This is a genomic window from Bacillus sp. UNC41MFS5, from assembly GCF_000686805.1.
Genome location: NZ_JMLP01000025.1, coordinates 1 through 26937 on the forward strand (window position 1 = coordinate 1; position 26937 = coordinate 26937).

Below are 26937 nucleotides of genomic sequence, written 5' to 3' on the forward strand. Positions count from 1 at the left end.
TTATTCATTCTCAGCTTTAAAAAGTATCTCAATCTCCAAATTGGCTGTCAAGGAGAGCACTTGACAGCCAATTTGGAGATTGAGGAGCAGTTAGTAAGCTGAGAAGGAGATTCCCTAGCCTTGAAAAGGCTGAAACCCAACTAAAAAGCAAAGAAGCCGAAAAACGCTTCTCTTCTTAGAGTTGCACATAAACCGAAACCAAAACCAATTTGGTAGGGAGCATTGACAGTTTCGTTCATATCAGTACAATATTTCACAATCTTTCTTGTGGATAAGAAAAAATGCGACCTTCAATTTGAAGAATCGCACTCCTTTAGTTGAACAATAAACTAAACTTACTACCAGTTAAATAATAATAAATAGTAACAAAAAAGCAATTATTCCTAGTAGTACAATCATAAATGTTTCTTTAAATCCATCTTTTACACGTAAATGTGTAATTAATCCTCCTATGGCTGTCACACCAATTAATAATGCCCCTGCAATTGCGAAATCATTTTGCCAATAACCAATTATTAATAATGCTGCACCAATTAACTCCACTAACCCAGAACAATACGAAACCACTGTGGTAAACGCCAGTGAACAAATGCTTCGCGGTGCATTTTTGAGCCTGTCACTTTTCCAAACCCAGCCATTAAAAACATTGCAGCTAATAAACCTTGTAAAACCCATCCTAAAATTGTCATTATAACTCCCCCTTATTTATTAAACACAATCGGCATTTGTTTGATAAATATATTATTTTTTGCAATGTCATAAATACATTGAGCTACATTTTCTCTTGTGACACCCATTTTAGCTTTGGTGTCGCCTAGTGAAATGGTATATTCCTGACTACTATGTTTTACATTTGGATTAATAATTCGAACAAGGGTCCAATCTAAGTTAGAATGATTAATAAGCTGTTCGATGGTTTTCATTTCTTGATAGCCCGTTGGAAATAACCATTTCGCCAATATTCCTGGAACCACCGTTGCAAATTGATTTTGGTCTTCCTTCGCTTTTACTGTTGGTGTACCTAAAGTGATGATTCGTTTTTTATCCAGTTTTTCCATAATGCTAAGGATATTCTTATGTCCAGCTGCTATTGGTAAGCTCTTAACCTTTCTTGATTTATCTAACGCTGGACCAAGTGTACTAATCACAACATCTGCTTCTCGAATAGCTTCTTCTACTTTTTCTTTATGTGATAAATCACCCACGATAACTTTTAACTTTTTATGCGTGATGGAAATTGAATTTTCAAGAGCCTCTTTTAAAACCAGCTGACCTATTAACCCATTCGCACCAAATAAAGTAATATTCAATGTTGATTACTCCTCTCAAAACACCTTTCGTTTAAACAACACTTGTTGTATAATTTATTGTAATCTAAGATAATTTCTTTCTCAATCATCAGTTTTTTCGTTTTGTCGTTTACACAACAAATGGTTTTAATTGTTGTTTTATCTTTTAAAAAGAGAGGGATTAGAATGGAAATATCAAAAGTAGACCCACGTATTTTACGAACTAGAAGACTTTTAATTGATTCTTTTATCAAAGTGGTACAACTCAAAGATTTCAAAGACATTACTATAAAAGACATCACCGATGAAGCAACAGTTAATCGAGCAACATTTTACGCTCATTTTGTAGATAAGTACGATTTACAAGATGCCGTTCTTTCAGAAAACATATTAAAAAATATACAAGAGAAATTGAGTTGTCACGACCAATTAGATGAAGAGTCAATTACAAAAATCTTCCTTTCAGTTACTAAATTTCAAAATGATTTAAGGACACAATGTAAAAAAAGTTATGAATCATTTAGTACTATGATTGAAAATAAAATTAAAAAAGAATTGGAAACTGTATTTTATTCCCTACTATTAAAACAAGACCTTAAAAGTGAAAAGGAAGCATTAAAAATTGGTGCAGTTATGTTAAGTTGGGGTATTTACGGAGCTTGTGTTGATTGGCATCATAATAGCTCGTTATCAGCCGAGAAATATATAAAAATAGCAATGCCCTATTTATTAAACGGGATGACCTATCGATAAAGGAAGGTTTATACCTTCTTTTTTATTTGTATACTTGTTAAACTTAATTTTACGTTTTGATTAACAACGTAATGAAACACTTGTTGAACTAACCTGCTTCGTTACTTCAATAAGAAAAAGCCACCAAATGGCGGCTGGACCTTCAACTCTTGCACCCGTTACTTTAATAAGGATTATCTATCCAAAATAATTAGACCGCTCCTTTTTAATCAAGAAACGGTCAATCTGACTTTCAAAAATTAGTCGCTACTCTCGTCACGGCTTTCTTTTATGAGGTGGATGATGGTGATGATGTTCACTACTCTCATCACTGCTTTCATCATGGTGATGATCATGATGATCCTCTAAATGTAAACTTCCAAACACTCCTGCGTGGTCGGACGGCCATAGTGCCGTTGGTGTACGATCCTCTTGCTTTTCTCCTACAACGTCCACTTTTTTAACTTTGAAATCGCCTCGAAAGAGAATTAAATCTATTCTAACAAATAGTTGCGAGATCAAATTTAATACATCAGCATCCTGGCAACATGTAAATCCATCGCCTTTTCCTGCGATTTCCCATGTATCTGTAAATCCACCCTCACTAATCAATTTGTTGTAAGTTGGACCACTGCCGTCAGAATTTGAGTTGAAATCCCCTATGAATACTAAGGGAAGATCAGTGTCTCCTGGGCCTTTTAAAAGTTCATCAGCTTGAGCGAGTTGTATTTGAAGTGTAACGGGGTCGGCAGCGGGTTGTAAATGAGTATTTACGAGTCTAAATTTCTTTCCGAATATTCCGACATCAACAGATATAAAACCAAACAGGAGTTTCTCAGGATTACCGCCAACTGGAACGGTAAGAAAAGCATCAAAATTCTCTGTTTCTATATTTGAGAACGTAAGTCCTGAATTTTTTCGCACCAAAATCGCATCTCGATCTACAAATCGAACGTTGAAGCCGGTGCTACTAGGTAACGTAACATCCGTAGTGTCTACTATTGCTAAAACCTCATAATGCAATCCTCTTTTTTTTAACTCCTTGAGAAGGATCGAAACAAAATCATACTCTACTGCTACTTCAGAATTTTGAGGTAACAAAAGTTGCCATATTGCTGCTTCTTGAAGACCTATTATATCTGGTTTTTTTCTTGCAATTTGATCAGCAATAGCCCCTGCTCGTACCGGAAAATTTGTTGCTTGAAACAGTCTAAAGACCTCAGTAACACGTTGTGGGAGTTCCTCTGGAGTGGTTCCTACTAAAGGCGATAAGATAGTTCCAAAATAGATGTTCCACGTTAAAAACGAAACATTACGATTCAAAAAAGTCACCTCATTTCTTAAATATACTAATATTAGATGAGGCAAGATAGCACATTGTAACGGCAATATCACTAGGGTAACTATACATTTTAATTATTGGAGGATTCTGCACCTTAGTGGAACAACGAAAAAATGCTGCAGAAGCAACAAAATCGTTCTTGAGCTAAAGCACCCGTTAGCTCAATAAGTCTCCAATTTGTTTTTTATCCTTAATATTACATAACCCCCCGTGGTAACAAATCACTTTTTCAATATCAAGGTCTAAAAATTTCTCAAGAGAGTCAATTGCAGTTTTCAAATCCAATGTCGTTTGTGGTATGGGTCTCCGTAAAACACCATCTACTACTACCATAGCATCACCTGCGACAAGAGCTTTGCTTTGCTTTGCTTTAAATAGAGACTAATATGACCAGGAGTGTGCCCTGGTGTAAAAATAATTTGAATACCACCACAATATGAAAGTTCTTCACCGTCTTCTAATGTTTTATCTACCTTTGATTTCGGAGGATTCTTATATAAAAATTGCATTTGTTCTGGTAATGATGACCATTGTTCTTTACTCATTCGATTCGGGTCTGTTTTAATAAGAGGTAACGTTCCTTCAATATATGGTTTGTCGAAAATATTTGCATACACTTCTATATGGTTATTGGATTGGTTTAGTATTTCTGGGAGGGAACCTATGTGGTCTAAATCCTGATGAGTTATAATTACGGCTTTCAATTTATCAAAGGAGACTCCGACTTCACTCATAGCAAGACGTATTTGTTCCAATTGTCCAGGCATACCAGTATCAACTAAAATAGCCATTTCATTATCCCATATCAATGTTGGGTTTAATCCGAAACCTTGAATTTTTAATTCTAACATTGCCAATCCTTTATCGATTCTCATTTAATCTCCTCCCAAATTATAAGTAAGTTTTTTCTAAAAAATTACTTAGGATTAATTTACCATCCAAAGAGGATATTTTCAATATACAAATTTAATATTATACCATAAATAAAATTTTTTGTCAATATTTATTTTCAAAAAATTTCACCATTACATTTACATTTAGTTAATGTCTAATTGTACTAAACTGCTTCGTTAGTGCAATAAGAAAAAGGGATCGCCGCAGCCATCCCGATCCTTAACTCTTGCCCCCGTTAGTATAAGTGAATTTACTCACAATCTATTCGTTAAGTTATTACAAAGGATCAAATGATTTAGCCTTACTAATGCGATAAGCAATTAAATAGATAATAATATGAATTGGAAAAGAATAAAAAACACTCCATTTTACAGTAGTATAAAATCCAATCCATTCAAATAAAGGTTCACCTATAAAAGAAGTCAGTGCGGAATAAATAACTGCTTTAAAAAAGGGGTTTAGAGTTGGTTTAAATTGTAGCCAAAGCATAAGAGTGACAGGTATTAAAGTAAAATCCCAAGGTAAAAACGATGGTATGGTAGGCAATACTCTTCCAGAATAATGCCAGAGTCCAAAAACAAGTCCCAAAAAATCAAACCAAGACGCTACTATTAACACAAAACTTCCAGCTAAAAGTAATCTTGCCTCACTTCCACGCTTTCGCAGTTTTATCCATACTAGCCAAGGAATTATTGATAATGCTACTGAGAGCCAAAATTCCCACTGCCATAACGTATGTTCTTTCCAATAGTTTGCATAATCCACTTCTACTTGATGAATTCTTTGAAAAAACTTATTAGAGCTTATAATTTCTTCTTTACTAATTAATGGTGTCATTTTTTATTCACCTTTAAAAAGAATATATAGCAATAGTATTCCGCATCCTTGTTTAACTATCCTGCTTCGTTAGCTGAATAAGAAAAAGCCACCAAGAATTTTTGGCAGCTGAATCGTCAACTCTTGACCCGTAAGCTTAAAAAGAAACTTAGAATAAATAGGAGGTAAAAACGTTCTTTAGTTAATAAAAGTATGATATAACAAAAATAAATTAAGACTTATAATAAGTACGGCAATTATCCACGCACAGATTGAAGTTACTAAATGGTTTACAAGTTTCCCCATTAGTTTTTTGTTACTTGTAAACATTATTAAAGGTATTAAAGCAAAAGCAATTCCAAAAGAGAGAACAACTTGACTTATAACAAGAGCTTTAGAAGGATTAATTCCCATTAGAATTATTCCTAACGGCGGTATCATTGTTATAAATCGTCTCAAATAAATAGGTATGCGTCGTTTAATAAAGCCTTGCATAATGATGTCACCTGACATAGTACCAACTGAAGAACTTGATAATCCTGCGGATAACAATCCAATTCCAAAACATATTGCCACAAAGGGTCCAAGTATTTTTCCAAATTCATTAAAAGCAACTTCTAAATCACTTACATTAAGTCCGTTTTTATTAAATAATGCCGCTGAGACGATTAACATACTCGCGTTTATCCCACCTGCAATAATCATCGCAATAATGACATCTACAAACTCATATTTAAAAATCTTTTTCCGTTCTTCTTCAGTTTCTCCGACAATTCTATTTTGTGTTAAGGCAGAATGCAGATAAATGGCATGTGGCATCACTGTTGCTCCCAGCATCCCAGCCCCTAATAAAACGCTATCAACATCCTGAAATTTGAGCGTGAAAAGACCAGAGAGAATTGCCGTTGCATCTGGTGCTGCATAGAAAACTTGAACCCCAAAAACAATTACAACAATAAAAATCATAGCTGTAATAACAGCTTCTAACGGACGCATTCCTCGCCTTTGAATCTCCAAAATGACGAATGAACCAATGGCTGCAATAATAGCGGCGAAAACAAGTGGGATATCAAAGAGTAAATAGATTCCAAGCGATGCACCAATAAATTCTGCCAGATCTGTTGCCATAACGACAAGTTCAGCTTGTATCCATAAAAGTATGGAAGTCTTCTTTGAAAATTTTTCTCGGCAAACTTCAGGGAGGTTTTTACCTGTTGCAATCCCTAACTTGGCAGACATCGTTTGAATCAAAACAGCCATTAAATTAGAGACTAAAATGACCCATAATAATGTGTATCCATACTTAGACCCTGCCGAAATGTTTGTTGCATAATTACCTGGATCGATATATGCCACAGCAGCAATAAACGCAGGACCTAAAAAAGGCAGCAATCTTTTAATTCCATTAGAATCTCCTTTTACAGGAGAATTAGAAGTTCTATTCAAAGAGTTAGACAATTTTTGGGTCCAACCTCCTTCTTTTTTCCGAACTTATAGTTTATTTTCGGTAAACTTTTTTTCGCTAATGCTTTTTAGGGGTCTCAGGTTGCAAACCCGACATAATGAAGTTATTGGGCTTTCTAATTGATTAGATACCAACAATAATAAATACAGTATTTAAAGATATCGGAGTAGTATTTTTTCCAAATTTTTTTCGTTATCGGCACCACTATTTTAGTTTGCTTTCTTTTTAACAGGCTATGCTATTTGAGATTCTTCTTCAACAAACCTGCTCCGTTAGCTGAACAAGCAAAAAGACCGCCGCAGCGATCTAATCTTTAACTATTGCACCCGTTAGTTGAAGAAGAACCTTAAAATGGTGAAAAACTATCATCAAAAATTTCCCCATCCAGTTTAAAAAACAACTTGTAAGCACCTAAATGCTCCTCGCTATAAATGACTTGTAAATAAGAAATTATATAGTCAAAACCATATTGAAAATAGGAGTCCTTATTCCATGCATCGATGAAAAGACCAACACTATTTAGATTTAGCACCAATTGACTTTTATCAATATCAGCCTCAAAGAAAGGTTCATTTTCTTGTTCTTCATAAGAGTTCATAGCCTCCCAAAAACAATCAATTGTTTTCTTTTCTACGTCATGTTTTTGAGCCCATGCTCTTAATTCATTGGTATTCATAATTATCCCTCATTAAGAATATTTCATCGCTCGCTAAAGCTGATCCTAGCACAATAAGAAAAAAAGAGCAGCCATAGCAACTCCTTTACTTAACATAAGCACCCGTTAGTTAAAGAAGCAGTATCAATATTAGGCATTATTTTTAATAAGGATTTGGTTGTTAATATGATGTTCCATATGTTTAAGATAATCTTTTACGAGCCACTCTAATGTTTCTTGTTGATTATTTCCTATATCACAAAGATTTGATAATCTCTCTTTTGGAATATTCGATATAGTATTTATGATTTGCTTATTTAATGCTAAAAAAAGGTTTAATATCTCATCAAGTGGTCTTTCTTGATAATTCTGAAGTATTACCCATTGGTTTTGATTATATGATTGGATAACAAATGGTTGTTCTTCGTACTGAATCTTTATAAACCTATTAATATTATTTATTGCAGAGTCGCATAGATGTCCTAAAATCTCTTTTTTGGACCATTTATTTGGTAATGGGCGATTTGATATTTCTGTTTCTGACATTAAGTTATATACCTTCGGTAATGTTTGTATCCAGTGGTTTATTCCATTTATTATATCTTCCACACGCCTTCACCCCTTCAATATGTATCTAAAAAACAATATTCGACTAAAGACATTAATATCCCTTCTTAAACTAACCTGCCCCATTAGCACAACAAGAAAAGGGTCTGCCTCAACAGTTCCCTCTTTAACTCTAGCACCCGTTAGTTGAAGAAGCACCTTCTCATTTGCTGCACATTTTTCTCGAAATACGTATTAACTAAAAACAATGAAAATGGTAGTATACTCCTAGAGGTGCTATTATGAAAAAATTCTTTATTATATTAATTGCTATTGTTCTTTCTGCTCCATTGTCTTCACTGTTAAGCCTTGCAATTCTGAACTTCAACATCGATGATAATTATGAATGGGGAAATGCAATATTCGTTGCAGCATATGAAGTTCTAATTTATTTTATTTGTGGTATACCTGTTACTTTGTTGATTGATTTTGTTATAAAATTAACAGTTGTGTCCAATACCAAAAAGTTATACTTATTTCAATTCTTACTTTACAGCCTTGCAGCAGGATTCTTTGGGTTGTATTTAAATTGGAATAATGTAGAAATGATTATTATTGCTATAATTGCAATTTATACATATTTTCATATACTATTTTTTTTAAGAAAAAGATTTATGAAAGAATAACAGGAATCTCCTGTTTTTTATTGTACAATTTGTCTCAAATGCGACTTTAATCATTAATTACTTCCTCAACTAAACTGCCCCGTTAGTTCAACAAGAAAAAAAGACCGCCGCAGCGATCAACATCCTTAACAAAAGCACCCGTTAGAATTCCTGTAGATCACTAATTATTAACTTTGAAAAAAACAGGGCCCCTCAGTAAGATATGAGTATAGACACAACTCTAACTCAAAAACCTTAAGGAGGAAGCCCTTATATGAAGTTTAAAATGCAAGACAAGCAAAATCAACTAATAGAGAGAATTTCTGATAAGCACCTTGTAGTTGGTGTAGATATTGCTCAAGAATTGCATGTAGCTAGAGCTGTGAATTTCCGTGGGATTGTAGTCGGAGAGCCTCTTACATTTGAAAATAATGAAGATGGTTTTGCGAAATTACTACAATGGATTAAGCAGTTAAAATCCTTAAAAGGATTTGATTCCACAATAGTTGGTATGGAACCTACAGGACATTACTGGATTAACCTTTCAAAATGGCTATATTATCAAGATATTGAAGCAGTAACTGTTAACCCCCATCTGGTAAAAAAGAATAAGGAAAACCGTGATAATTCCCAATCCAAAAGTGATAAAAAAGATGCCCTTGTTATCGCTGATATGGTCAAGAATGGTTACTATTCCTTTATTCGTCCTACTTCAGAGGCCTTTGAAAAACTCAGAGTGTTAATGTCTAACCGTGATATGACGGTTAAAAGACTAGTTAGTGCTATCAATCAAATTAACCGATGGGTAGATATTGTATTCCCTGAACTTCGACAGGTATTCAAAGATGTTAAAGGGAAAGGTGCAATAGCCACTCTTCGCTTATTCCCTACACCAAATGAACTTCGTTCAATGAAAGCACTAGATATCGTTAAAGGCTGGAAAACTCAAATGAAGAGACAACCTGGGTTAAAAAAAGCACAACAATTAATTGAATTAGCTAAGCATTCAGTTGGAACGCGACAAGCACTTGATGCTTATAAACTACATCTCGAACAATTAATTGAAGAGTTTGATCTAGCAACAGCCCAACTTGGACGAGTTGAAAAGGAAGTCACTGACGTCCTTAAACGAATTCCTTTCGCGAGAAAGTTACTTGCCATCAATGGGATTAGCGAGATTGCCCTTGCAGGCATTTTAGGAGAAGCAGGAGATCTAAGCGGATTCGCACACGGTAACTCTTTATTGCGTCATGCTGGCTTACATCTGGCAGAGGCTAGTTCAGGTAAATGGAAAGGTCAGATTGTCCTCTCTAAACGTGGGAGATCTCGTTTGAGACGCTTCTTGTACTTAGCAACTATGAGTCTAGTCATGAACAACCCTGATTTTAAAGAGCTGCACGCTAACAATGTTAAAGTGAAAAAGATGAAAAAAATGAAATCGATTATGAAATTAATTCATAAACTCGCAAGAGTTTTAGTTGGAATAGCCCGAAAAAATGAATCTTATCGTCCACACAAAGTAAAACCAATAGTACCAATTGCTGCATAACTTAAACAAAAATTAATTCTTTTATAGTAACAACAGAATAACTAATAACTTTAAGATTAATATCTTTCGAATATTGGCTTATTCGTAGGATTTCAAAGAAAGTACGAAGTACCGGATTTATTAAGCAAAAGGGCACTGACCCATTCCGTTAGAAAGACCGGCCTCTACCACTTGGATAGGTATGACGAAGGAATGAGAGGGCATTTGACCCGTTGAGACATGGGAGCGAAAACCTCCAAGGGTGGCGTGGAGAATACGTACATTATATGGAAATTATTGGAGTTAAAACTACCTCCTTTATTTAAGTACGCCTCCATGCAGCCAGAATTATTAAAACTCATTTGATCAGTCCCCTACGTTCTTTCAAGTGATTTGAAATCCTGCGAATAAGTGAGTATTTGAGAGATAATCGTATCTAACTGAGGGAGCTTAATAAGAATTTCTTTAATTGTTCATTCTAAGAGAAACCTGGAATGGAGGATTTTTATGAAAAAAAGCCTTTTAATATTGATCGCCTGCTTCTCTCTTTTCTCTTATTCACCTGTCAAAGCCGAAACCGTAACTAAAAATGATGTACAGGTGCGTGATGACTTGATTTTCATTATGCTTTATCCCTCAATTCAACAGGAATTGAAAAAGCAATATGGCGAAATTAAACAAAATATGTGTGGTAAAATAAATATGTCGGCAGCCTTGTTTTTACCAGCTCCTGTATTTTTTATGCGTGAAGTATGTTGAACCAATAGAATCAAAGAACAGCTAAACCTTGTGAACCAAAGTAAGGAATGTTAGTCCAGGCAGCAACCTGCAATCTTACTAGACTGCCATCATCTTGGATATTAAATACTGACACTGTACCCTGATTTCCGTTAAGGGTGTAAAAATGCCGTCCGTCCTTACTCACACCAACGTCCATCGGAAGACCTGGGGCTGTACCTGGTGGTGTACTGGTAATATGTCTTACTACCGACAATCCTCCATTGGGATCGATTTGGTAAGTAGAGATGGTACCGCTTAAAGTGTTGGTAACATATGCAAAACGTTCATCCTTTGTTGTAACAACCCAGCATGCAGTTTTATATCCATTTGGTACAGATCCACTGATCACATGAAGGATACCGTCGTTGCTCATTGAATAGGATGACAGGGCATTTGAATCTGCTTCAGTAACTAAGAGGATCCCAGAGGATAGAAAATAAGAACCCAATGGTCCTCGACCATAAGAATCATTAACGACGGGTCCTGTAACCGTACCATTTTGATTCACATGGAATACACTGAGATGGTTTGAAGTAAGCTCGGATACAAGGATTTTGCTACCATCTGGAGTGAATAGAACCTGCGCCGGCTGGGCATTGAAGGCGCTGAGAGAGTGGGTTGATCCGGGAATAAGAGTAAGGCGTCCGTTAGCATCTATGCGAAAACCGGTGATATTGGAGGAAAAATTATTGGTGGGATCACCTACATTGGAAACATAGAGAAGATTACCAAACACATCCACGCTATTGGGCTGAGCACCACCAGATGGCTTCACATCCACGAGAAAGGGTGCTCCGCTGTCAGTTATGATGAAACTGCTGATATTATTACTACCCGCATTAACGGCTAGCAGGAAACGCCCGTCACGCGACAAGGTTAGGGCGCCTTGTGACGCAAGGGGATCGACGCCATCGTTTGCTGTTGCAGTGGAGACTTCCTTTGTACCAGTCCCTCTGCCATATGTTGGGAAGGATCCCACGAAGGTAAGCATGCCATTCATGTTTCTGTAAAAGGCAATGACTTGATTCCTTACTTCATTATTGGTCATCATGTAAACCATACTTACACTCGCACGAATATCACTCATTATCTGCATTTTATGACTCTCCTCCTTTCATTACTTTATATGGTACATTTGCAATTTCAATTCCCCAATTTGAAGTAAATTGGTTCAAAAGATAGGTGGATTATTGTCCACTTATCACACTAACCTCCCCCTTTTGCACAATAAAAAAAGCTGCCAAAATGACAGCTTCAATCTTAGGTTAGACACTCGTAGTTAACTTTTTTCAATCTTACAAATCCATTTATAATAATTAAGTAAAATTACTAACAATATAGGGTCTGCAATAATAGAAAACTCCAATTTCCACCATCCATAATTGAAGTACCCCCAAGGTTCTGGAAGTAATGCTATTACTTCATATATCGCCATAAATATTAACCAATAAATAAAATAAAGAATTCTTTTTAACAATGTAGAGTTTAATGGATACCAATTCAAAAACATCATATTAACAGGTGGTAAAAGCATTGAAAGGGTTGGTAAAGATTCCCAATAAACATTTTGTGTAAAGTACCAATAACCGTGGTATTTTTGGTCAATATACAAATCAGCTATAATCTGTAAAGAAATCGTGAACGACCAAATATGAACAATTTGATTTTTAGTAAGCCGCTTGTTAGTTTTAAAAGCAATTAAATTAAAAATAATAACTGCAAAAATAAGTCCAATCATAAAAATGTCCTTTTTTAACTATTTTTATCTTATCATTGTTCAATTATTCTGGTATTAGTCCTTGTTCAACCTGCCAGTAAGCACTATAAGAAAAAGACTGCCGAAAATGGCAGCCAGATATTCAACTCTTGCACCCGTTGTTAAGTACATATTTTCACAATGTTAGGTTTGCAGATAAAATTCTGCCGTCGAACATAAAATCGTGCCTCCGTAAGTGTGTAGTATCTACTGATTATTAACTCATAACTGTTTTTTATACTTGCTTTTGGCTATGCGAGTACCTCAAAAGAGAACGGCTTACTTTAAGACAGCCGTATCTTCTAGAAAGAATCCCTCAGATGAACAAGTAATTGATTTCCGTCCCTATCTATTTTTAGATTATTTTAAAATATTAGTGAATAATTACCGTGGTATTCTAATTAAATCCTCCACCACTGCTTAGTCGGAAAATTTTTTGAAGTAATTACGACCGTTTCCCCTATTTTAGGTGTTGAAATATTGACCTGGTGTTTTAATGCCGCTTCTGTTACTCTTTCCACCGGATCTGTCCAAGCATGAAAGGCAAGTGTAAACGCACCCCAATGAACGGGAATTAACAACTGTCCTCCAAGATCCAAATGAGCTTGTACCGTCTCTTCCGGCATCATATGAATACTGGACCATCGCTCGTCGTATTGCCCGCATTCTAACAATGTTAAATTAAACGGACCATATTTTTCGCCAATTTCTTTAAAGTGAGGACCATATCCGCTGTCCCCACTGAAGTAAATCTTCGTCTCCCGGCCTGCAATTACCCACGAGCACCACATGGTAGAATCACGGTCAAATAATCCCCTTCCAGAGAAATGTCTTGCCGGTGTACAAGCCAGTGTGAGTCCTTTGAATTCCAATTCCTCCCACCAAGCATGTTCGGTAATTTTTTCTGTAGGAACGCCCCATTTGATTAAACGTTGACGAACACCGAGCGGTACAAAAAACCGCGATGCTTTACCCTTTAATTTACGAATGGATTGGTAATCTAGATGATCATAATGATCGTGGGAAATAATGATTGCATCGAGTGTCGGAAAATCCTCCAGCTGCACAGAAAGATTATTTTTGTATCTCTTGGTACCTGCCCACGAAACAGGTGAAGGACGAGGACCGAACATGGGATCAAATAAAAGTCTCTTGCCTTCTATTTCGAGAAAAAAAGCCGAGTGGCCAAACCATGTGACCCGAGGAGCATCAGAGATTGAAAGAGTCTCAGCTGGTAGGAATGTTTCCGCATCGATTACAGCCATGGGTCTCCCATTCGCAGCCCGTGTGAGAGAATCTCTCAGCATGCTAATCATCGACTTCCATCCCATCGTCATTGTAGTCGGTAATTGATTTTCGTATTTTTTCATTTATTGGGTTTCTCCTGCTTATAGAGTAGGTCTTACATATCCATTATTTAAGAGCGTAAATTTCAACATTTGAAGGGAACTATAAAGACCCAAACACAGATATTACTTCCACATCCAACTCGCGTATCAGTGTAAATTCTTCTTTTCTAGGTGCTAATTCTTTTACAATACTAGCATAATACCAATGCTGATCTTTCATGCCATGGTTAAAGCGCTCCCACACCTTCTCGCCAATCGTTTCTCGGTCTTCCTTAATGGATTGCAGATTATGTAGTTTATCAGCAGTGATGACTTGTATTTCCTCTATAGATAATTCTTTTAGTATATCGATGGTATGTTGTTTTCTTTCCTGCCAAGGGAGGGTTTTATCAGGTTCAGAAGCAGCTCTTACTAAATTCGCAATATATTCTCCAAAATTCTCTACTAAAGTTTCATAATTTGTATCGGTATCTTCAAGAGTATCATGAAGGATACCTGCAGCGATAACAGAATCTGAACACTTCTCCTTTTGCAAAAGCATCCCCACAGCAAAAGGATGAGAGATATAGGGAATATCTGTTGCTTTTCTCATCTGATTTCGATGGGCTACTGCTGCAAAATTTATTGCTTTTTGAACGATATTCATCTGGATTTCCCCCTTGTGATTTCCACTTTTATAAATTTTATTTTATATTGATTCGGAAAATGCATCAGATTTCCTGGGTCCCTTGTCAGTATTCGTACTTGGAAACAGCTTCCATATCTGGTAGCCCTCTTAGTTTTCTTCATCTTTAAAGATGGACTTTATTAAAGTATGAGGGATATTCAGTGTTTCATCGAAAATAATTGGAACAGCTTCTCCATCTCCTCTCTTTTTGAGGGTAGCTACTTCATTATTTATCTTCTCCATTTTGAAATCCAACTCAGAAGCTGAAAGTGCTGCCTCTTTTAAATCATTTTTTATCCACTCTGGTATTTCCTTGTCATATTTATAGTATATTTTATGTTCCAGACTTGCCCAAAAATCCATGGCAATTGTACGTATTTGCAGTTCCACGAACACCATTTCTACTTTGTCTGACATAAAAACAGGGATTTTAATAATTAGATGGAGACTATGATAACCGTTCGGTTTTGGATTCTTTATATAATCCTTCCTTTTTACTAACTCTACATCCTTTTGTTTTTCAATCATCTGACTTATTTTATAGACATCCGTGATAAAGGGACAAACAATCCGAATCCCCGCAATGTCTTTAATATTCTCTTTAATGGATTCCAAAGAAATACTAAGGTTCTTCGAGTGCAACTTCTTTAGAATACTCTCTGGTGATTTTAGCCTTGAATTTGTATGTTCAATTGGGTTATATTCATGGATGTGAATAAATTCTTCTTTTAAAATATTTATTTTTGTATTCATTTCATCCAATCCAAATTTATACATCAATGAAAACCGTTTTAATTCGTTTATAATATTCCTTAGCTTAATCATATGCTGTAGGGCTAACTCTTCCATTAATAAAATGTCTCCTTTAAACAAAACTGATCAATTTTTAAATAGATATACGGTTCCAATCTTATCTTAGACCCTTTGTTTTATTTTGCCAAAACGATCCTAAATAATAGCTTTAAATGAATGCCGAATGACATCCCCTCGGCTAATGATCCCAACCAACACCCCGTTTCGTTCTACCGGCAGCTTTTTAATTTGTCTTTTTCCTAAGAGGGCTGCAATATTTTCTATTTCTTCATTCCATGAAACTTTGTGAACTTTTCTTTTAGCAATTTCAAGAACATTCTTATTTAGCAATCTTTGTACTCTTTCGTCGAATTCCTCATCATCCCCCTGGATAGTGAAGCTATAGGAAAAAGTATCAAAAAATCGATCCTCATGCTTGCCAATATATCGCATGATATCACCATCACTCACATACCCAACTATTTCATTTCTGTCATTGACCACAGGAAGTCCGCTGATACCATAAGTAATGAATTTCTCGATGACCGATTGCACTGATTCGTTTTCCTTTACTTTATAGACTTGTTGAATCATGATCTCATATGCTTTCATTATTTATTCTCCTATGCAAAGTTTAGTGAATTATTGCACATTAACCCGTAACTAGTTGGCCTTTCTTTAAAGTGGATTTATTACCTTCATTTCTTAACAATACCCTACATAAAAACCTGCTGAAAAAGTTTAGTTGGAACCGTACAATTAATACGGCACCGAACTATCAGAATATACGGCCCCATGATACTTTTTTCCATGCAAACCGTATCCAAGAGATTCATTATGTCGGGAAAATATTATGTTTTTTTGCCTCGTGTAAGCCATCTTTAATTTTTACTAGCAAATTCACCAAGAGCTGTTGTTCTTCTTCGGTTGTCTTTGAGAAAATATTTGTAACATGGTTACTATATAAGGGCGATAATGTGTTCAAAACGCTACTTCCTTTTTCAGTTAAATAAATGGCTGTTTTTCTCCGGTCATCGAGAATATCCCTTCTAATAAAACCATCCTTTTCCAGACCATCTAGTAAACCCGTCATCGTGGACCTGGTTACTCCTGTTTCATCAGCTAACTCTGAAGGGTTAAGAGGACGTTCATGGTTTAGTACGGATATTAGAACTTTTAATTTTCCATTGGACAATCCGAAATACGATAACTTGGAAGTCACCTCATATTCCAACTCTCTTGCCACTCCCAATATTTGAATTAATACTTCAAAGTGACGATCCCCAATAAAAGGGTTCATTGTTACATTTGGATTTATATTGTTGTTCAATGTATCACCCCTGCATAATAATAAGCCACCTAATTATAAGGTGGCTTATTATTCTTTGTCAACGCGTTAATATGGTAGCAACATGTAAAAGTTGTAAAGTTTGCTCAGAAAAATTTCATTGGAGAAATAGTATACATCTACCGCTTATTATCTTAGTTTAATCAAAATGGTAGATTTTCTGCAATTTTTTGCCGGCCATATTTACTAACCAGTACATCACGACGGAAAGAATAGCCAAAATGGTAATACTGGTCATCACTAGATTCATTTGGAACACTTGGCCTCCGTATGTAATGAGGAAGCCTAAACCCGCTTTGGAAGAGAGGAATTCACCCATAATTACTCCAACAAGGGTAAGCCCGACATTCACTTTCATCGTCGCCACAAAATTGGGGATGCTGGCTGGAAGAACGACCATCTTCAACATTTGCCAGCGTGTAGCGCCAAAGGACTCCATCAGCTTCATTTTGCCTTTCGAGATCTCCTGGAAGCCGGAGTGGATCATGATAACGGTGACGATGATTGAGATAGCAATCGCCATTCCATAGATTGATAGCTGGTCTCCGAGCCAGATGTAGAAAATGGGACCAAGTGCAACTTTCGGTAAAGCGTTCAGCACGACAATATAAGGCTCGACCACTTCGGAAAGAAAACGGGAACTCCATAGCAGGATGGCTAGGAGGGTTCCTATTACCATAGATACGATGAAACCTAAGATAGTTTCCTTCGAGGTAATCCACGTGTGATGCAGGATCTCGCCTTTGATTAACAAGTCTTTAAAAGAAGCAAAAATTTGGGAAGGTTTACTTGTTAACATGGTGTCAATCCAACTCATGTTTGCCGCTAATTCCCAAACTCCTAAAAACACGATGAGCACTAGCCATTGTGCCATGCGGATTGATAGGCTTCGATTCCGCTGCTTACGTAAATAGGATGAATATTGAACGCTGGGCGATTTTTCGTTTGGTACCCGCTGAATGAAAGGTTCCGTTGCGACATCGCTTGAAGCTGGCAATATTTTAGGGTTAGGTACGGACATTTTCTTCCAACTCCCTCCAAATGGTATTAAAGTATGAATGGTATTCTGGGGTCTCCCTCGTCTCAAAAGGAGAAGGCCTTCCGTGTTCATTGGAAAATTCAATTCGATAGTCGGACTGAATGGTACTTGGTCTTCGGGACATCACGATGACTCGATCAGCCATCGAGATGGCCTCGGAGATATCATGGGTGACTAAGATGGCCGTTTTCCCTTGCTCGCGTAGGATGGAGGAAATTTCATCCGATAAATTCAAACGGGTTTGATAGTCTAACGCAGAAAATGGTTCATCTAACAACAAGATCTCCGGCATCACAACTAAGGTTCGTATTAATGCGACTCGTTGCCGCATTCCCCCAGAAAGCTGTTTCGGACTGTGATGGACAAATTCTCCCAAGCCATAGCGGTGCAAGAGATCCAGGGCACGTTCCTTCGCTTCATGTCGATCCATTCCGCGGATTTCAGCCCCAACTAGGACATTGTTCAAAATATCTCTCCATTCAAATAAGTGATCATGCTGCAGCATATACCCGATTCGCTTGGACGGCTCCTTCACTTTTTCACCGAAAAGCCTGACCTCTCCTTCTGTCGGTATAATCATCCCCGAAATGAGGGAAAGCAAAGTGCTTTTCCCACAGCCGCTCGGACCGACAATGCTGATGAACTCTCCCTCCTGGATCGAGAGATTGATATGTTGCAGAGCCTTTGTCTCCTCTTTTGGTGTAAAGTAATGCAAGGATACGTCCTGCAGTTCGATTTGCGTCATTACTTTCAGCTCCTTCCCCTTAATTTCCTTTTTGTACAGCTTTCTCTGCAAAGGTTGTCTCAACTATATCTCCATGCTTGACCTTTTGATCTGACGGCAGTACCCCGCTTTCAACCAGTGTGTCCTGGAGTTTATCCAATTGAGCCTGGTCCAAAACAGGGTTCTTAGCCCATGAATTTTGCTTGGCATATCGTTCCACTGATTTTTGGATTAACTCTTTGGATGTTCCTTCGAAATATGGCTCAAGAGCGGCAGCTGCTTCCTCAGCAGAATGTTCATTCAGCCATAGGGTAGCCTTGTAAACGGCATTCGACCACTTTTGTAAAATTTCAGGATTCTTCTTCATAAATTCATTGGTTGCCACATACGATGTCTCCGGATAAGACCCGTACGCTTCCCCCATGGATGCGACTAATTTGGCCTTACCTGATTGCTCCAGCATAGAAGCAAGAGGTTCGAATACTTGGATGTACTCCCCTTTACCGCTTTGGAAGGCACCAACCATGGCAGGGGAGGCAATATTGGTGATTAGTTTTGACTTCCCGACTTGATTCTTCTTAAGTACTTGAGACATCACCATCTCCGGCGAACTTCCCGGCCTCCAGCTCACCACGGCTTGGCCATTTAAATCGCTCCATTGAAACGGGCTCTTAGGGTTTCGTGCCAATAAGAAGGAGCCATCCGTTGCCGTCAGCTGATAAAACACCTTTAAGGACTGTTTCCCGTGCTGATTAAAGATAAACACAGCCGACTCAGGACCAACCAGCGAAACATCTGCCGTTCCGGACAGTAAGGCTGCCGCCCCTTTGTCCGAGCCTTGGGAAGTCGTCATAACAACTTCTAGACCCTCGTCACGGAAAAATCCTTTCTCCATGGCAATATAATGTGGGGCATAAAAGATGGAACGGATGACTTCTGAAAAACGAACCTGTGTAAGTTTATCCCCATTTTGTTTTGGGACAGTACCCTCTTTTGAGCTTGTGGTTTGTGCGGAATTCCCACAGCCGGTTAACATCAACGAGAGTGCGGTAAAACAGGCCATCATGAATCCTGTGATTTTTTTCTTTTTGCTCATCGTTTACTTCCCCCTTAAATTTTGATTGATTTCTTAGAAACTAAATAATTTAATGCCATATCCTTTCCATAATTCTGAATCTCCTGATGTCCGGCGTAGGCAAGCGGCATCGCGGTAACCCGCTCTCGCAGAACATAAATCTCGATTTCAGGCAGCAAATATTCCAGGGCATATGCTAGAGGTAGGCCATTTTCTAAGATTTCTACTGAGTGTGGATTTCCGATAATAAAGGTCAGCCCCAGGCGTTTCGCTTCCAAGACCAATGGATGATCTTCCCGTACTCGGCTGATGCTTGCAATGATCGTATCGGTTTCCGGATACAGGTCAAGAGCTTGGTGAAGATGTTCGACGGTAAACCCGGTATGCGGGAAAAAGTGAAGGATATGCTTGACAGGAGTGTCCTCCTTTCCATTCAGAATCCCCGCTGGATTGGCTAATGTCGCCTCTTCCAGAAAATCAGTGGAGCGGATTTCTTGCTCGGATTTTAATAAAGTGGAATCAAACTGGCGTCCGATGTATCCATCGAGCCGCTTCAGAATATCTCCTGCTGTTTGGATTTCTTCCAAGGCAATTCCTTTGTGCAAGACATTCCCATGAATTCCTCCAAAGCTAGTATCAGTTTTGAGCTTCTGATGTCCATGCAGATAGGCTAATCCGGGATGCAGCCCATGAAAGGCTTCATGCAGTTCAATGACGGATAGATTGTAAAGGGGTAAGTACTGGGCGAAGGGAACCCCGCCAGAATTGGCCGCATCCGCAACCGGATGATGGACGACCAGTAGATCAAGCCCCATCCCCGACGCTAATTCAATTCCACATTCCGTCATGGTCATGGCCACTCCGATTTTTTTTACTGGAGCATTCATATCGCCATACACAAGTCCTGGGATTTCAACTACGCTTTTTCCAGGGATATTGGACGTCTTCATCAATACAAATGGATTGCTTCCTTTGGCAATTTCATTCCAATCCATTACCATCCGCCCTTTGGTAATGACATTCAAGGCTTGCAACACATCATGGATGGTACACTCACTCTGCATATTTATCATTTTCTTCCCTCCTATAACGTTTATAAAAAAATAAAAACCGCTTACCATGAAAACACACCAAAGCAGTAAGCTTTAGTTCGTTTCATGATAAGCGGTTTGAAAGCCTCTCAAAAATGGGCTCTAAACCTGCTAATCGTTCTGTTTTATTCGATCGGTTCCTTAAAGATAATGACCGTCAACGCCTGTTCTGTACGTGGATCATAGTCCTTAAAGATAACATGGATCGGAAGACTTAGAGTTTCTTCGATCTTTGAAGCTAGTATTTCTTTGTAAGCATCGATGATCGAAGAATCGACTGCTCTTGTCAATAATCGCTGTGATTCATCCAATACTTTTAAAGCGGGGATCCGTTTATGTAGGGCATAAATAAATACCTTGTCCCCCATCAATTCAATCCGTTGTGATTTGATCCCGATTCCAAACAGCTCTTGATTCACCGTGTTGTAGATTTTAATAATTTCAAGTTTCAATTGGTTAGCGGAGAGCTGCAGCTTCATCCTTTCACCTCTATTTATGTTTACTATTCATCATAGAAAGGTTGTACATATTCATAATATACATTGGATAAAAACTATTGTCAATATTCTTAATATTAAAATATTTACAAACACTTCATTGGGGTCAGTCCCCCGGTGAAGTAAAGCTTTAACGCACCTTCCATTATGTGACCGTAGGCTTTTTAGATATTCTACTTTCTCGGCCTTTAAAAGGCATGTGCCTTTGAATATTTCCCTCTCAAATACATAATGCTCTCATCAATAAACGGTTCTTTGGTTCCTTCTATCAAGATATCTATAAATGGTTTTGTTTTCCTAATTAAGCTAAATAACTTATCGTAATTTAACAAACCCTGTCCTACTGGAACTTGTTTTAGTGAGCTCCCCTTAACAATAAAATCCTTGGCATGGCATATAACCATTCTGTCTCCCAATAATTCAAATGCCTCTTCAAAAATTTCTTCCTGATTCATATAGTTATCAAAGGTCAAAAGATTGTACGGATCAAAAATTACTTGGAGATTATGAGAGTCAATTTTATCAATTAGACGCTTCAAGGTTTGGACAGAATAGATAGGGTGATTCACTCCCGCTTCGATTCCTACAATGACACCAAATTTTTCAGCCTCTTTTACAAGTTCTGAAACACTTTCAACTACCTCCATAAAAGGCTTTTCATTAAAATTTTCTACTGTGTAAACAATCTCCGCATTGACGTTTCCTGTTTCTGTTCCAACTATGCTGCAGCCAAAATCTCTTGCAAATCTTAGATGCTCTTTGAAACAATCCATCCCTTTTCTTCTCTCTATTGGGTCTGGATGAATCATATTAAAATAACAGCCCAAAACGGCAATCTGAAGTCCTTTGCCTGAAAAGGCGCCTCCAATATGGCGGGCAAGACCTGGCGATAGACTGCCTAATCCAGGATAATACGCCGGCAAGGACTTGTTTAAAGCAAGTTGAACACTCGTCAATCCTTTTACGGATATATCATTTACCATCTTTTCTAACGATTTTGATTCGATATCATGGGCTCTAATCCCTAAATTCATTTGAATACACCACTCTCGTTCTATAAAGATGCCGTACCAAAAAAGGCTGGTACGGCTTTTTGATTTTTATTTTGGCGATTGCCGAGTTTATCTGGCAAGCCAGCCTCCATCAACGGCTAACACATGTCCGTTCATATAGTTAGAGGCCTCACTAGCCAAGAAGACCACAACCCCCATCAAATCTGCAGGGCTAGCCCAACGACCGGCCGGTATCCGGGAAAGAATTTCCGCATTGCGTTTTTCGTCCGCACGAATTGGTGCAGTATTATCTGTTGCAATATAGCCTGGTGCGATGGCATTAATTTGAATATTATTCTCGGCCAATTCATTGGCAAACGCCTTGGTAAGTCCGGCTACAGCATGCTTGCTGGCCGTATAAGGTGGAACAAATTTACCACCCTGGAATGAAAGCATGGAAGCAATATTGATGATCTTTCCTGATTTTTGTTCGACCATAACCTTGCCTGCCTCCTGACTGAGGAGGTACAAAGAATTAAGATTGATTTCCATGACGTCATCCCAATCTTCCTCTTTGTACTCCAGCAGCGGAGCCCTGCGGATGGTACCCGCATTATTGACCAGGATATCAATTTTTCCGAATACTTTAAGGCATTCTGCAACTACCTGTTTCACCTTTGTCCTGTCACTTAAGTCTGCTTGGAAAAATACAGCGCGCTGCCCGGTTTCTTCAATCAGTTCCTTTGTTTCCTGCCAATCCCCGCTTCGTGCGACTACAAAAACATCAGCCCCTGCCTTGGCTAGTGCAGCAGCATACGCTTGCCCAAGACCCTTATTGGCCCCAGTTACGATGGCTGCTTTTCCTTTCAGGCTGAAAAAATCTAGTGAAAAAGCATTAAGCGCATTAGACATTCTGTTACCCTCCGCTTTTTATTCCTTCAAATTATGTTCCCATGAAAGTGAAACGTTATCTCAAATCTTCCATTTTTACAAAATCCATGTCAGTATAAGTGATGTTCTCTCCGCACATACCCCAAATGAATGTGTAGTTGCTTGTGGCTGTCCCAGTATGTATAGACCAGCTTGGAGAGATGACCGCCTGCTCGTTTTTCAGGATTAAATGCCTTGTTTGGTCCGGTTTACCCATAAAGTGAAAGACGCGTGTTTCTGGTTCCATATCGAAATATAGATATACTTCCATACGGCGTTCATGCGTATGGCATGGCATGGTATTCCATACACTGCCCGGGGATAGCATCGTCAAACCCATTTGAAGCTGGCAGCTTTCGCATACATTTGGATGAACATATTGATAAATTTTACGCTCGTTTAAAGTACCAGGTTCACCTGTTTCAAGAGGCACAATTTCATTGATATCGATTTTAACCGTAGGATACGAATGTTGAGCCGGGGTAGAATTAATGTAGAATTTAGCTGGATTGCTGGCATCCTTTGAACTGAACAGTACTTCTCTGGTTCCCTTTCCAACGTACAATCCGTCTCGAGCCTTCATGTCATATACTTCCCCATCAAGGATGACAGTCCCATCCCCGCCAATGTTAATGATTCCAAGTTCGCGGCGCTCAAGGAAATATTCAACGCCCAATTCTTTATCCAGTTTGATTGTCAATTTGTCATCTGCCGGAGTGACCCCTCCGAAAATCATGCGGTCATTGTGAGTATAGGTTAAGTGAACCCGTCCTGGATCAAAAAGGGTTTCTACTAGATATTCTCTTCTTAACTCTTCCGTTGTATATTTTTTCATATCTTCCGGATGAATTGCGTAACGTGTTTCCATCTTCTATTTCTCCTTTACCATCAATTTATTTAAGAAAATTTAAGATCCTAGTTTTTCATGACTGCTCCTTAGAAAATAAACTTAGAGAGTAAAAACAACACAGTTTTATAATGTCACACCGCTTTTAAAAATGGAGATTTCACGGAAGTCATTCTTTTCGTTATTCACCATTTCACCACTTGCCACATTGACAATATAATCAACAAAATTATTCAGGACCTGGTCCGCCGAAATATGATCTTCCAATAGTGTTCCGGCATTAAAATCGATCCAGTGAGGTTTTGTCTCATAAATCTGCGTATTGGTAGAAATCTTCATAGTCGGTACAAAGGTTCCAAACGGCGTCCCCCTTCCTGTTGTAAACAGGACCATATGACATCCTACGGCAGCAAGCGCTGTTGAAGCAATTAAATCATTTCCAGGTGCGCTAAGAAGGTTTAGTCCTTTTGTTTTCAGAACCTCCCCGTACTTTAGAACATCAACAACCGTTGACGTGCCAGCCTTCTGCGTGCAGCCAAGTGATTTATCCTCAAGGGTTGTAATCCCGCCTGCCTTATTTCCAGGCGATGGGTTCTCATAAACTGGCTGATTATGCTGCAGGAAATATTCTTTAAAGTCGTTAATTAAATCGACTACCTTGTGAAATACCTCTTCATTTGCTGCACGTTCCATTAGAATTTTTTCTGCGCCAAACATTTCCGGAACTTCGGTAAGAACCGTCGTGCCGCCTTGGGCAATAAGGTAATCAGAAAATCTGCCAAGCAGCGGATTAGCCGTGATACCAGAGAAACCATCAGAACCACCGCATTTTAAACCTACTTTTAATTCTGAAAGTGGGATATCCTCCCTTTTATCCTGTTTTGCGGCTTCATAGAGTTCCATTACTAATTTAAAGCCTTCTTCAATTTCATCCGTAACCGCCTGTGAGATTAGAAATTTAACTCTATTTTCGTCCACCGTTCCTAGTGCTTTTTTAAATTCTGGGAGTTCATTGTTTTCACAGCCAAGCCCTAAAACAAGGACTCCTCCTGCATTTGGATGGTTGACAGCATCCACCAAAATTTGTTTTGTATTATCGTGGTCATCTCCCAGCTGGGAACATCCATAACTATGCTTTAAAACGAGCACATGATCAAAGGGGCTGTTGTCTCCCACATATTTTTCGAATCGTTTAATAATTTTTTCTGCAATTCCATTCACACAACCTACTGTCGGAACAATCCAAAGTTCATTTCGAATCCCTACTGACCCATTTTCACGTCGGTATCCCCTAAAGGTCCTCTTTTCGTCTTTATATGGATTTGCGGTTTGAACTGGATGGTACTGGTATTCCTCGGTACCGGATAAATTGGTTTTCGTATTATGGGTATGGATAAGTTCGCCGGGTGCAATCTTTGTCAAGGCATGGCCAATCGGGTACCCGTATTTGATGATTTCTTCATTTTCCACTATCTCTTTAATGGCCACCTTATGTCCCCGGTAAATCACTTCTTTTAATTGAATCGTTACCCCGTCCACATCCAGCTGTTGGTCCTTCTGTAAATCTTTTAAAGCTAGAATGATATTATCGTTATTATGAATTTTAAGATAATCTCTCATCTATCCCAGCCCTCCCCACTTACTTATTTATTGATGTTTTAGATAATTCTTTTAGCGCATTCCTTACTCCCATTTCTTCGATATGACGGAGCTGTTTCGTTACCGTAGTAGTTAAATTTGAAATCATATTTAGGTCCATTTCCCACAGTTTCTGTTCACTTAGTACTCTTTCGGCTAGCTCGTGCAACTCTATTTCCTGCTTTTCATACATGCCCCAAGTAGATTGCAAGAATTGCACTGTTTCAGTTCGATCCTGCAAATGGATGTTTTCTTCGCCTCGTTTTCCACGGTAAAAGAAAATAAGACAGCTCAAAGCAAAAACCATTCTGATTGGAAGGTCGTTATTCGTCTTTATGTAATCAATAAGTGAAGGCAAATTTCTTGTGATAAACTTGGACACCGAATTTAAGGAAATACTCATTAAATAATGCTTAATATATGGGTTGGCAAACCGGGTTAAGACTTCCTCGGCATAGACCCGGAGTTCCGCATCATCCCCTTCGAGTGTAGGGATAATTTCCTCGGTTATCAGATCTCTAATAAATAATCCTACTTCTTTGTCACTAACTGCTTCTTCAACGGTATCTATTCCAGATAAATAAGCAACAGGTGTCATCGCGGTGTGGGCTCCGTTTAGAATCCTGACTTTACGAGTACGGAATGGAGTTAAATCGTTTACAATAAACGTATTTAAACCCGTACCCTGAACAGGAAGTTCGTGTTTTATAAATTCCGGTCCTTCTATTACCCACAGATGGTACTGTTCACCTACTACCATTAATTCATCCTGATAGCCAAGCTCCGCCGTTTTTTCATGAATGGTATCGGAAGGAAATCCAGGAACAATTCGATCAACCAGACTCGAACAAAACGTATTGGCCTGCTCGATCCAATTAATAAACCCGCTGCCAAGATTCCAGTTTTGGGCATACTTTAGTACAACCTCCTTCAGCACCCTCCCGTTATTTTCAATCAACTCACAGGGAATAATGATACAGCCGCGCTGCGGATCCCCGGAAAAAGCTTGGAATCGATGATAGAGAAAGGCAGTCAATTTTCCGGGGAAACTCTTCTGAGGCTGATCCTTCAATTTATCCTCTGGAACATAAGCAATGCCAGCCTCTGTTGTATTGCTGATAATAAAACGAAGGTCCTCCTTTGCAGCGAGCTCTATATACTCTTGATAATCTGTAAAAAGATTGATGCCACGGCTTATTGAATCAATCACCATATGTTCATTGACAGGACGGCCATCCTTGATCCCCTGTAAAAAAAGCGTGAATAATCCTTCCTGGCAGTTTAACCTCTCTATCTTTTCAGAGCCTCTTGGCTGAACGACTACGACACTGCCATTGAAGCCGGTTTTCTTGTTCAGGATCTGAACTTGCCAATCAACAAAACCTCTCAAAAAGTTTCCTTCCCCAAATTGAAGAATCTTTTCAGGGTAGGTACGGAATCCTTTATAATTCTTTCGATTTAACTTTTGCATAGTCCCCAC

At 38.3% G+C, this 26937-nt stretch carries 27 protein-coding genes and 2 pseudogenes; 4 read left to right on the top strand and 25 right to left on the bottom strand.

Annotated elements, in window-relative coordinates; all coding sequences use genetic code 11:
• Positions 1 to 345 precede the first annotated feature (345 nt).
• Together BR30_RS38865 and BR30_RS0113035 are read right to left on the bottom strand one after the other, a co-directional pair.
• Positions 346 to 689: pseudogene (locus BR30_RS38865) on the bottom strand (DoxX family protein).
• 12 nt (positions 690 to 701) lie between these two features.
• Positions 702 to 1310 (bottom strand): NAD(P)H-binding protein, encoded by a 609-nt coding sequence (locus BR30_RS0113035; protein ID WP_026565396.1) that lies wholly within the window; start codon positions 1308 to 1310, stop codon positions 702 to 704.
• A gap of 165 nt (positions 1311 to 1475) precedes the next feature.
• Here BR30_RS0113035 and BR30_RS0113040 point away from each other — a divergent pair, with 165 nt between their 5' ends.
• Entirely contained in the window at positions 1476 to 2042 is a 567-nt protein-coding gene (locus BR30_RS0113040; RefSeq protein ID WP_026565397.1) for a TetR/AcrR family transcriptional regulator, read from the top strand.
• A 255-nt stretch (positions 2043 to 2297) separates the two neighbouring features.
• Here BR30_RS0113040 and BR30_RS33420 read toward each other — a convergent pair whose 3' ends face one another.
• From BR30_RS33420 to BR30_RS0113070, 6 genes and pseudogenes are all read right to left on the bottom strand, one after another.
• Positions 2298 to 3344 (bottom strand): endonuclease/exonuclease/phosphatase family protein, encoded by a 1047-nt coding sequence (locus tag BR30_RS33420; RefSeq protein WP_231507707.1) that lies wholly within the window; start codon positions 3342 to 3344, stop codon positions 2298 to 2300.
• A gap of 175 nt (positions 3345 to 3519) precedes the next feature.
• Positions 3520 to 4238: pseudogene (locus tag BR30_RS33425) on the bottom strand (MBL fold metallo-hydrolase).
• A gap of 295 nt (positions 4239 to 4533) precedes the next feature.
• On the bottom strand, positions 4534 to 5094 hold the full coding sequence (locus tag BR30_RS0113055) for a CBO0543 family protein (RefSeq protein ID WP_051633606.1): 561 nt from the start codon (positions 5092 to 5094) through the stop codon (positions 4534 to 4536).
• A 177-nt stretch (positions 5095 to 5271) separates the two neighbouring features.
• Positions 5272 to 6531 (bottom strand): Nramp family divalent metal transporter, encoded by a 1260-nt coding sequence (locus BR30_RS33430; protein WP_035445526.1) that lies wholly within the window; start codon positions 6529 to 6531, stop codon positions 5272 to 5274.
• A 353-nt stretch (positions 6532 to 6884) separates the two neighbouring features.
• Positions 6885 to 7214 carry a hypothetical protein gene (locus BR30_RS0113065; protein ID WP_026565399.1) on the bottom strand — a complete coding sequence of 110 codons (330 nt, stop codon included), beginning with the start codon at positions 7212 to 7214 and terminating at the stop codon, positions 6885 to 6887.
• A 129-nt stretch (positions 7215 to 7343) separates the two neighbouring features.
• The gene (locus BR30_RS0113070) at positions 7344 to 7802 is read right to left on the bottom strand and encodes a DinB family protein (protein WP_026565400.1); all 459 of its coding nucleotides are present in this window, start codon (positions 7800 to 7802) and stop codon (positions 7344 to 7346) included.
• A 239-nt stretch (positions 7803 to 8041) separates the two neighbouring features.
• Between BR30_RS0113070 and BR30_RS0113075 the strand changes: the two genes are divergently transcribed.
• The 3 genes from BR30_RS0113075 to BR30_RS0113085 all read left to right on the top strand — a co-directional run bounded on the left by BR30_RS0113075 (position 8042) and on the right by BR30_RS0113085 (position 10691).
• On the top strand, positions 8042 to 8425 hold the full coding sequence (locus BR30_RS0113075) for a hypothetical protein (protein WP_026565401.1): 384 nt from the start codon (positions 8042 to 8044) through the stop codon (positions 8423 to 8425).
• Positions 8426 to 8678: 253 nt separating this feature from the next.
• Complete coding sequence (locus BR30_RS0113080) at positions 8679 to 9953, top strand: IS110 family RNA-guided transposase (protein WP_026565402.1); 1275 nt, start codon at positions 8679 to 8681, stop codon at positions 9951 to 9953.
• Positions 9954 to 10439: 486 nt separating this feature from the next.
• On the top strand, positions 10440 to 10691 hold the full coding sequence (locus BR30_RS0113085; protein ID WP_026565403.1) for a hypothetical protein: 252 nt from the start codon (positions 10440 to 10442) through the stop codon (positions 10689 to 10691).
• A gap of 10 nt (positions 10692 to 10701) precedes the next feature.
• Here BR30_RS0113085 and BR30_RS0113090 read toward each other — a convergent pair whose 3' ends face one another.
• The 17 genes from BR30_RS0113090 to BR30_RS0113170 all read right to left on the bottom strand — a co-directional run bounded on the left by BR30_RS0113090 (position 10702) and on the right by BR30_RS0113170 (position 26928).
• Entirely contained in the window at positions 10702 to 11808 is a 1107-nt protein-coding gene (locus BR30_RS0113090; protein ID WP_026565404.1) for a lactonase family protein, read from the bottom strand.
• Between the two features lie 183 nt (positions 11809 to 11991).
• A complete protein-coding gene (locus tag BR30_RS0113095; protein WP_026565405.1) occupies positions 11992 to 12450 on the bottom strand; it encodes a hypothetical protein in 459 nt (152 codons plus the stop codon).
• Positions 12451 to 12869: 419 nt separating this feature from the next.
• A complete protein-coding gene (locus BR30_RS0113100; RefSeq protein WP_026565406.1) occupies positions 12870 to 13838 on the bottom strand; it encodes an MBL fold metallo-hydrolase in 969 nt (322 codons plus the stop codon).
• Between the two features lie 79 nt (positions 13839 to 13917).
• Entirely contained in the window at positions 13918 to 14463 is a 546-nt protein-coding gene (locus BR30_RS0113105) for an HD domain-containing protein (protein WP_026565407.1), read from the bottom strand.
• Positions 14464 to 14592: 129 nt separating this feature from the next.
• Positions 14593 to 15333 carry a GTP pyrophosphokinase gene (locus tag BR30_RS0113110; RefSeq protein ID WP_026565408.1) on the bottom strand — a complete coding sequence of 247 codons (741 nt, stop codon included), beginning with the start codon at positions 15331 to 15333 and terminating at the stop codon, positions 14593 to 14595.
• A gap of 99 nt (positions 15334 to 15432) precedes the next feature.
• Entirely contained in the window at positions 15433 to 15888 is a 456-nt protein-coding gene (locus BR30_RS0113115) for a CBS domain-containing protein (protein WP_026565409.1), read from the bottom strand.
• A gap of 223 nt (positions 15889 to 16111) precedes the next feature.
• Entirely contained in the window at positions 16112 to 16606 is a 495-nt protein-coding gene (locus tag BR30_RS33435) for a MarR family winged helix-turn-helix transcriptional regulator (RefSeq protein ID WP_051633607.1), read from the bottom strand.
• 157 nt (positions 16607 to 16763) lie between these two features.
• The gene (locus BR30_RS0113125) at positions 16764 to 17621 is read right to left on the bottom strand and encodes an ABC transporter permease (RefSeq protein WP_231507708.1); all 858 of its coding nucleotides are present in this window, start codon (positions 17619 to 17621) and stop codon (positions 16764 to 16766) included.
• 10 nt (positions 17622 to 17631) lie between these two features.
• Complete coding sequence (locus tag BR30_RS0113130) at positions 17632 to 18408, bottom strand: ABC transporter ATP-binding protein (RefSeq protein ID WP_051633612.1); 777 nt, start codon at positions 18406 to 18408, stop codon at positions 17632 to 17634.
• Between the two features lie 19 nt (positions 18409 to 18427).
• The gene (locus tag BR30_RS0113135; RefSeq protein ID WP_231507709.1) at positions 18428 to 19483 is read right to left on the bottom strand and encodes an ABC transporter substrate-binding protein; all 1056 of its coding nucleotides are present in this window, start codon (positions 19481 to 19483) and stop codon (positions 18428 to 18430) included.
• A gap of 14 nt (positions 19484 to 19497) precedes the next feature.
• Entirely contained in the window at positions 19498 to 20535 is a 1038-nt protein-coding gene (locus tag BR30_RS0113140) for a Nif3-like dinuclear metal center hexameric protein (RefSeq protein ID WP_026565413.1), read from the bottom strand.
• Between the two features lie 143 nt (positions 20536 to 20678).
• Positions 20679 to 21032, bottom strand: coding sequence for a Na-translocating system protein MpsC family protein (locus BR30_RS0113145; protein WP_026565414.1), 354 nt, complete (start codon positions 21030 to 21032; stop codon positions 20679 to 20681).
• 206 nt (positions 21033 to 21238) lie between these two features.
• On the bottom strand, positions 21239 to 22084 hold the full coding sequence (locus BR30_RS0113150; RefSeq protein WP_026565415.1) for a sugar phosphate isomerase/epimerase family protein: 846 nt from the start codon (positions 22082 to 22084) through the stop codon (positions 21239 to 21241).
• Between the two features lie 87 nt (positions 22085 to 22171).
• The gene (kduD, locus tag BR30_RS0113155) at positions 22172 to 22954 is read right to left on the bottom strand and encodes a 2-dehydro-3-deoxy-D-gluconate 5-dehydrogenase KduD (protein ID WP_026565416.1); all 783 of its coding nucleotides are present in this window, start codon (positions 22952 to 22954) and stop codon (positions 22172 to 22174) included.
• A gap of 55 nt (positions 22955 to 23009) precedes the next feature.
• On the bottom strand, positions 23010 to 23840 hold the full coding sequence (gene kduI / locus BR30_RS0113160) for a 5-dehydro-4-deoxy-D-glucuronate isomerase (RefSeq protein WP_026565417.1): 831 nt from the start codon (positions 23838 to 23840) through the stop codon (positions 23010 to 23012).
• Positions 23841 to 23945: 105 nt separating this feature from the next.
• On the bottom strand, positions 23946 to 25439 hold the full coding sequence (locus BR30_RS0113165; RefSeq protein WP_026565418.1) for a UxaA family hydrolase: 1494 nt from the start codon (positions 25437 to 25439) through the stop codon (positions 23946 to 23948).
• 19 nt (positions 25440 to 25458) lie between these two features.
• Entirely contained in the window at positions 25459 to 26928 is a 1470-nt protein-coding gene (locus BR30_RS0113170) for a tagaturonate reductase (RefSeq protein WP_026565419.1), read from the bottom strand.
• Positions 26929 to 26937: the final 9 nt, after the last annotated feature.

Bases quoted from the DNA above. Each gene is read 5' to 3' on its own strand.
- BR30_RS0113040 (WP_026565397.1), top strand. From the start codon at position 1,476: ATGGAAATATCAAAAGTAGACCCACGTATTTTACGAACTAGAAGACTT.
- BR30_RS0113055 (WP_051633606.1), bottom strand. From the start codon at position 5,094: ATGACACCATTAATTAGTAAAGAAGAAATTATAAGCTCTAATAAGTTT.
- BR30_RS0113065 (WP_026565399.1), bottom strand. From the start codon at position 7,214: ATGAATACCAATGAATTAAGAGCATGGGCTCAAAAACATGACGTAGAA.
- BR30_RS0113075 (WP_026565401.1), top strand. From the start codon at position 8,042: ATGAAAAAATTCTTTATTATATTAATTGCTATTGTTCTTTCTGCTCCA.
- BR30_RS0113080 (WP_026565402.1), top strand. From the start codon at position 8,679: ATGAAGTTTAAAATGCAAGACAAGCAAAATCAACTAATAGAGAGAATT.
- BR30_RS0113085 (WP_026565403.1), top strand. From the start codon at position 10,440: ATGAAAAAAAGCCTTTTAATATTGATCGCCTGCTTCTCTCTTTTCTCT.
- BR30_RS0113090 (WP_026565404.1), bottom strand. From the start codon at position 11,808: ATGCAGATAATGAGTGATATTCGTGCGAGTGTAAGTATGGTTTACATG.
- BR30_RS0113095 (WP_026565405.1), bottom strand. From the start codon at position 12,450: ATGATTGGACTTATTTTTGCAGTTATTATTTTTAATTTAATTGCTTTT.
- BR30_RS0113100 (WP_026565406.1), bottom strand. From the start codon at position 13,838: ATGAAAAAATACGAAAATCAATTACCGACTACAATGACGATGGGATGG.
- BR30_RS0113105 (WP_026565407.1), bottom strand. From the start codon at position 14,463: ATGAATATCGTTCAAAAAGCAATAAATTTTGCAGCAGTAGCCCATCGA.
- BR30_RS0113110 (WP_026565408.1), bottom strand. From the start codon at position 15,333: ATGGAAGAGTTAGCCCTACAGCATATGATTAAGCTAAGGAATATTATA.
- BR30_RS0113115 (WP_026565409.1), bottom strand. From the start codon at position 15,888: ATGAAAGCATATGAGATCATGATTCAACAAGTCTATAAAGTAAAGGAA.
- BR30_RS0113130 (WP_051633612.1), bottom strand. From the start codon at position 18,408: ATGACGCAAATCGAACTGCAGGACGTATCCTTGCATTACTTTACACCA.
- BR30_RS0113135 (WP_231507709.1), bottom strand. From the start codon at position 19,483: ATGAGCAAAAAGAAAAAAATCACAGGATTCATGATGGCCTGTTTTACC.
- BR30_RS0113140 (WP_026565413.1), bottom strand. From the start codon at position 20,535: ATGATAAATATGCAGAGTGAGTGTACCATCCATGATGTGTTGCAAGCC.
- BR30_RS0113145 (WP_026565414.1), bottom strand. From the start codon at position 21,032: ATGAAGCTGCAGCTCTCCGCTAACCAATTGAAACTTGAAATTATTAAA.
- BR30_RS0113150 (WP_026565415.1), bottom strand. From the start codon at position 22,084: ATGAATTTAGGGATTAGAGCCCATGATATCGAATCAAAATCGTTAGAA.
- kduD (WP_026565416.1), bottom strand. From the start codon at position 22,954: ATGTCTAATGCGCTTAATGCTTTTTCACTAGATTTTTTCAGCCTGAAA.
- kduI (WP_026565417.1), bottom strand. From the start codon at position 23,840: ATGGAAACACGTTACGCAATTCATCCGGAAGATATGAAAAAATATACA.
- BR30_RS0113165 (WP_026565418.1), bottom strand. From the start codon at position 25,439: ATGAGAGATTATCTTAAAATTCATAATAACGATAATATCATTCTAGCT.
- BR30_RS0113170 (WP_026565419.1), bottom strand. From the start codon at position 26,928: ATGCAAAAGTTAAATCGAAAGAATTATAAAGGATTCCGTACCTACCCT.